We start from the raw sequence: 4,507 nt of genomic DNA, 5'->3' as shown, positions 1-4,507 counted from the left end.
CGGTCCGCGCGCGGGTTCCGGTGGCCTCGGCCTCCGCGTGTGCCGACCTCCTCGACGCACTGCGTGGGCTGGGCCCGGTCTCCGCGTGGTCGGTCACCGCGTCGGAGCCGCTCCCCGTACCCGGGCCCGGAGGGGACGGGAGGTGCCCCGGGATGGCGAACCTGGCCTTCCTGCGGCGGCCGGAGCGTCTGCACCGCGACGAGTGGCTGCGCATCTGGCTCGAGGAACACACTCCGGTGGCGATCGAGACGCAGTCCACCACCGGCTACACCCAGCACGTGGTGGTCCGCGCACTGACCGAGGGGGCGCCGGAGATCGCCGGGATCGTCGAGGAGGTCTTCCCGATCGAGGCGGCCCGTGACCTCGGGGTGTTCTTCGATTCGCAGGGCAGTGACGAGCGGATGAGCGCCCACATCCAGGCCATGACCGCCTCGACGGCCCGTTTCCTCGACGACGGAGCGGTCGACGCGATCCCCACGGGGCGGTACGTGATGGGTGTCCGGAGTCCGCGCGTGTGACAATGGGGTGATCGCCCGGTCGGACCGCACCCCGCCACGCCCGGGCCCGCCCGAGGAGTGATCGAGATTCCCAACTTCGCAGAGACGACGTTCACCGATCCCGCCAGGATCAGGAACTTCTGCATCATCGCGCACATCGACCACGGCAAGTCGACGCTGGCCGACCGCATGCTGCAGATCACCGGTGTCGTCGAGGAGCGGCTCATGCGGGCCCAGTACCTCGACCGCATGGACATCGAACGCGAACGCGGCATCACCATCAAGGCGCAGAACGTCCGCCTGCCGTGGGTGCCGCGTTCCGGTGACCACGCGGGCGAGGAGATCGTGCTGCACATGATCGACACCCCGGGCCACGTGGACTTCACCTACGAGGTCTCCCGCGCTCTCGAGGCGTGCGAGGGGGCGATCCTGCTGGTGGACGCCGCGCAGGGGATCGAGGCGCAGACGCTGGCCAACCTGTACCTGGCGATGGAGAACGACCTCGAGATCATCCCGGTCCTCAACAAGATCGACCTCCCGGCGGCGGACCCCGAGCGGTTCGCCGAGGAGATCTCCCACATCGTCGGGTGCGAGCCGGACGACGTCCTCCGTGTCTCCGGCAAGACGGGCGCGGGGGTCGAGGAACTGCTGGACAGGGTGTGTGACGTGATCCCGGCGCCCGAGGGCGACCCCGACGCCCCCGCCCGCGCCATGATCTTCGACTCGGTCTACGACACCTACCGGGGCGTCGTCACCTACGTGCGCGTGGTCGACGGATCGCTCCGACCCCGCGAGAAGGTCCGGATGATGTCGACCGGCACCACGTACGAGGCCCTCGAGGTGGGGATCATCTCGCCCGAGCCCAAGGCCTCCACGGGCCTCGGGCCGGGAGAGGTCGGCTACCTCATCACCGGCGTCAAGGACGTGCGTCAGTCCAAGGTCGGTGACACGGTGACCAGTGCCCGGGGCGGCGCGGAGGAGCCACTGGCGGGATACGCCGAACCCAACCCCATGGTCTTCTCGGGTCTCTACCCGATCGACGGGTCCGACTACCCGGTCCTGCGCGACGCGTTGGACAAGCTGCGACTCAACGACGCCTCGCTGGACTACGAGCCGGAGACGTCGGTGGCGTTGGGTTTCGGCTTCCGCTGCGGGTTCCTCGGTCTGCTGCACATGGAGATCACCCGGGACCGGTTGGAGCGCGAGTTCAACCTCGATCTCATCTCCACCGCACCGAACGTGGTCTACCGGGTCGTCGCCGAGGACGGCAGCGAGCACCAGGTCACCAACCCGTCGTACTGGCCGGAGGGCAAGAACCGCGAGGTCTACGAGCCGATCGTCAAGTGCACGATCATCGTGCCGAGCGAGTTCGTGGGGACCACCATGGAGCTGTGCCAGTCCAAGCGTGGCGAGATGAAGGGCATGGACTACCTGTCCGAGACCCGGGTCGAGTTGCGCTACGTCATGCCGATGGGCGAGATCATCTTCGACTTCTTCGACTCCCTCAAGTCTCGTACCAAGGGGTACGCGTCGATGGACTACGAGGAGGCCGGGGAGCAGGTCGCGGATCTGGTCAAGGTCGACATCCTGCTGCAGGGCGAGGCCGTGGACGCGTTCTCCGCGATCGTGCACCGTGACTACGCGCAGGCCTACGGCAACAAGATGACCGTCAAGCTCAAGGAGCTCATCCCGCGGCAGCAGTACGAGGTCCCGGTCCAGGCCGCGATCGGGTCCAAGATCATCGCCCGCGAGAACATCCGCGCGATCCGCAAGGACGTGCTGTCCAAGTGCTACGGCGGCGACATCAGCCGCAAGCGCAAGCTCCTGGAGAAACAGAAGGAGGGCAAGAAGCGCATGAAGTCGATCGGACGCGTGGACGTGCCCCAGGAGGCCTTCGTGGCGGCCCTGTCCGCGGAGTCGAGCTCCGACAAGAAGTAGGGCCGCCCGACCCACGTCCGCTCCGACCCTGGTCTGCCCCGACCCGCATCCGCCCCGGCCCCTGTCCACTCAGTGTCGCGCTCGGTGGCGCCGTACGGCGGACCGGTTGGTGCAGCGTGTCGAGCAGTACTGTTTGCGGCCGTTGCGGGTGGTGTCGGCGAAGACGTCCTCGCAGTCCTCGGCCGCACACCTGGCCAGTCTGTCGATGCCGCGCGAGGTCAGGTGCAGTGCGGTGCCCACCGAGAACATCGCGGTGAGGAGTCGGGCGAACGAGACGTCATCCGCCCGGTAGTGGACGTGCCAGTGGCCGTCGTGGTCGGTGAGCCTCGGCGGTGCGGAGTGGTCGGCGAGCAGGGCGTTGAGAGCGTCGGCCCGACCGCGGGGCTCGGTGGTGTCGACGACGACGAGCCAGTCGTCGAGAAACGCCAGCGTCTCCGTGAGGTCCGTGTCGGAGGCTCCGCGGTCGATGGTCACCCCCGATTCGCGGCAGCGGTCCACCAGTTCGCGGGTGGTGCGGGGGCGGCGGTTCGCCAGGTCGGCGGCGAGGGTCACCGGATCCGCCCCGTAAGGGTTGATGTACACAGACCAATTACAGCACAGTACCCCGTATGCCTCAGTCATTCGCGGGTCTGGCCGCGTCCCCGGCCGCGGGGGTCTCCACGTGGGTCCTGGCCGCGCTGGTGCTGGCCGCCTTCGTCGCCGGTTGGGTCGACTCGGTCGTCGGCGGGGGAGGGCTCATCCAGCTCCCGGCGTTGGTCGTCGGCCTCCCCGCGGACGCCTCGACCCCGGAGATCCTCGGCACCAACAAGCTCTCCTCGGTCGCCGGGACACTGGTCGCCTCCGCCACCTATCTGCGTCGGATCCGTGTGCCGATCGGGATGGTCCTCCCACTGGTGGTCGCCGCGTTCGCCGGCTCGGCCGCGGGGTCCTCGGTCGCCCGGTTCATCCCGAGGGACCTGCTCACCCCCGTGGTGCTGGCGGCCGTGATCGTGGTGGGTGCCTACACGTGGTTCCGGCCCACCATGGGTCGTACCCACGAGAACCGGTACACCGGGTGGGCGCGCATCTGGCGTTCCGCGCTGATCGGGCTGGTGATCGGGTTCTATGACGGGGTCCTGGGGCCGGGGACCGGCTCGTTCTTCGTGATCGCGATCGTCGCGTTCCTGGGTTTCGGGTTCCTGCAGGGGACGGTGGCGGCAAAACTCGCCAACCTCACCACCAACATCGCCTCGATCCTGGTCTTCGGTGTCCACGGCGAGGTGTTGTGGGTCATCGGTGGCTGCATGGCGGTGGCCAACCTCACCGGCGGGTTCATCGGTGCCAGGATGGCGATGCGTCACGGCAACGAGTTCATCCGGGTGGTGTTCCTGGTGGTCATCGGCATCCTGGCGGTCAAGCTGGCGTGGGACACGGTGGCCCTGTGGACATGAGGCGCCCCCGGGGAGCCGACGTAGACTCGCGCCCATGAGCCTCCCGAATCCCGAGCCCGGCCGCCACCCGCTCCTCGACGAGTCCCCGCTGCCGTACGGCCTCCCGGACTTCGCGGCCGTCGACGAGGCGGAACTTGAGCCGGCCATCCGGACGGCGATCGACGACCACGCCGCCGAGATCGCGGCGATCGTGGCCAACCCGGACCCCCCGAGCGTGGAGAACACGGTCATCGCACTCGAGCGGTCGGGTCAGGCGCTCCAGCGGGTCCTGTCGGTGTTCTACGGACTCCTCGGCCCTGATGCGACACCCGCCCGCCTCGACGTCGACAGGGTCGTCTCTCCGCTGTTGGCCGCGCACTGGTCGGCCGTCATGACCGACCCGGGCCTCCTCGCGCGGGTCGACGCGATCCACTCGGCGTCGGAGGCGGGGGAACTGGAGGTCGACGACGAGACCGGCCGGCTGATCCGGCGGCACCACCGTGACCTCCTGCGGGCCGGTGCGGGGCTCGACGAGGCGGGCCGCGCCCGACTGACCGCGATCGACACCCGGCTCGCGGAACTCACCACGGCGTTCGGGGAGAACCTGCTCGCCTCGACCGCCGAGCTCGCCGTCCCGGTGACCGACGAGGCCGAGCTCGAGGG

Annotated in this window: 4 protein-coding genes and 1 pseudogene; 4 read left to right on the top strand and 1 reads right to left on the bottom strand. The window is 69.0% G+C overall.

All coding sequences use genetic code 11. The features are described 5' to 3' along the window. Together G6019_RS15690 and lepA are read left to right on the top strand one after the other, a co-directional pair. Positions 1-518: EthD domain-containing protein (locus G6019_RS15690; protein ID WP_182628000.1), on the top strand; the 518-nt coding region annotated here is incomplete at its 5' end. A 57-nt stretch (positions 519-575) separates the two neighbouring features. After that, entirely contained in the window at positions 576-2,435 is a 1,860-nt protein-coding gene (lepA, locus tag G6019_RS15685; protein WP_107756106.1) for a translation elongation factor 4, read from the top strand. A gap of 69 nt (positions 2,436-2,504) precedes the next feature. Here the strand turns inward: lepA and G6019_RS15680 are convergent, their stop codons facing one another. Further along, a complete protein-coding gene (locus G6019_RS15680; RefSeq protein ID WP_107756107.1) occupies positions 2,505-3,017 on the bottom strand; it encodes a CGNR zinc finger domain-containing protein in 513 nt (170 codons plus the stop codon). A gap of 26 nt (positions 3,018-3,043) precedes the next feature. On the opposite strand from G6019_RS15680, the gene G6019_RS15675 reads away from it, so the two are divergent. Both G6019_RS15675 and G6019_RS15670 read left to right on the top strand, forming a co-directional pair. After that, entirely contained in the window at positions 3,044-3,865 is an 822-nt protein-coding gene (locus G6019_RS15675; RefSeq protein ID WP_182612371.1) for a TSUP family transporter, read from the top strand. Between the two features lie 34 nt (positions 3,866-3,899). Then, positions 3,900-4,507: pseudogene (locus tag G6019_RS15670) on the top strand (M3 family metallopeptidase); the annotation flags it as partial.

This window comes from Dietzia sp. DQ12-76, from assembly GCF_014145045.1.
Taxonomy (GTDB): Bacteria; Actinomycetota; Actinomycetes; order Mycobacteriales; family Mycobacteriaceae; genus Dietzia.
Note: the sequence above shows the minus strand (reverse complement) of the source record. Positions and strands in the feature narration are given on the sequence as shown.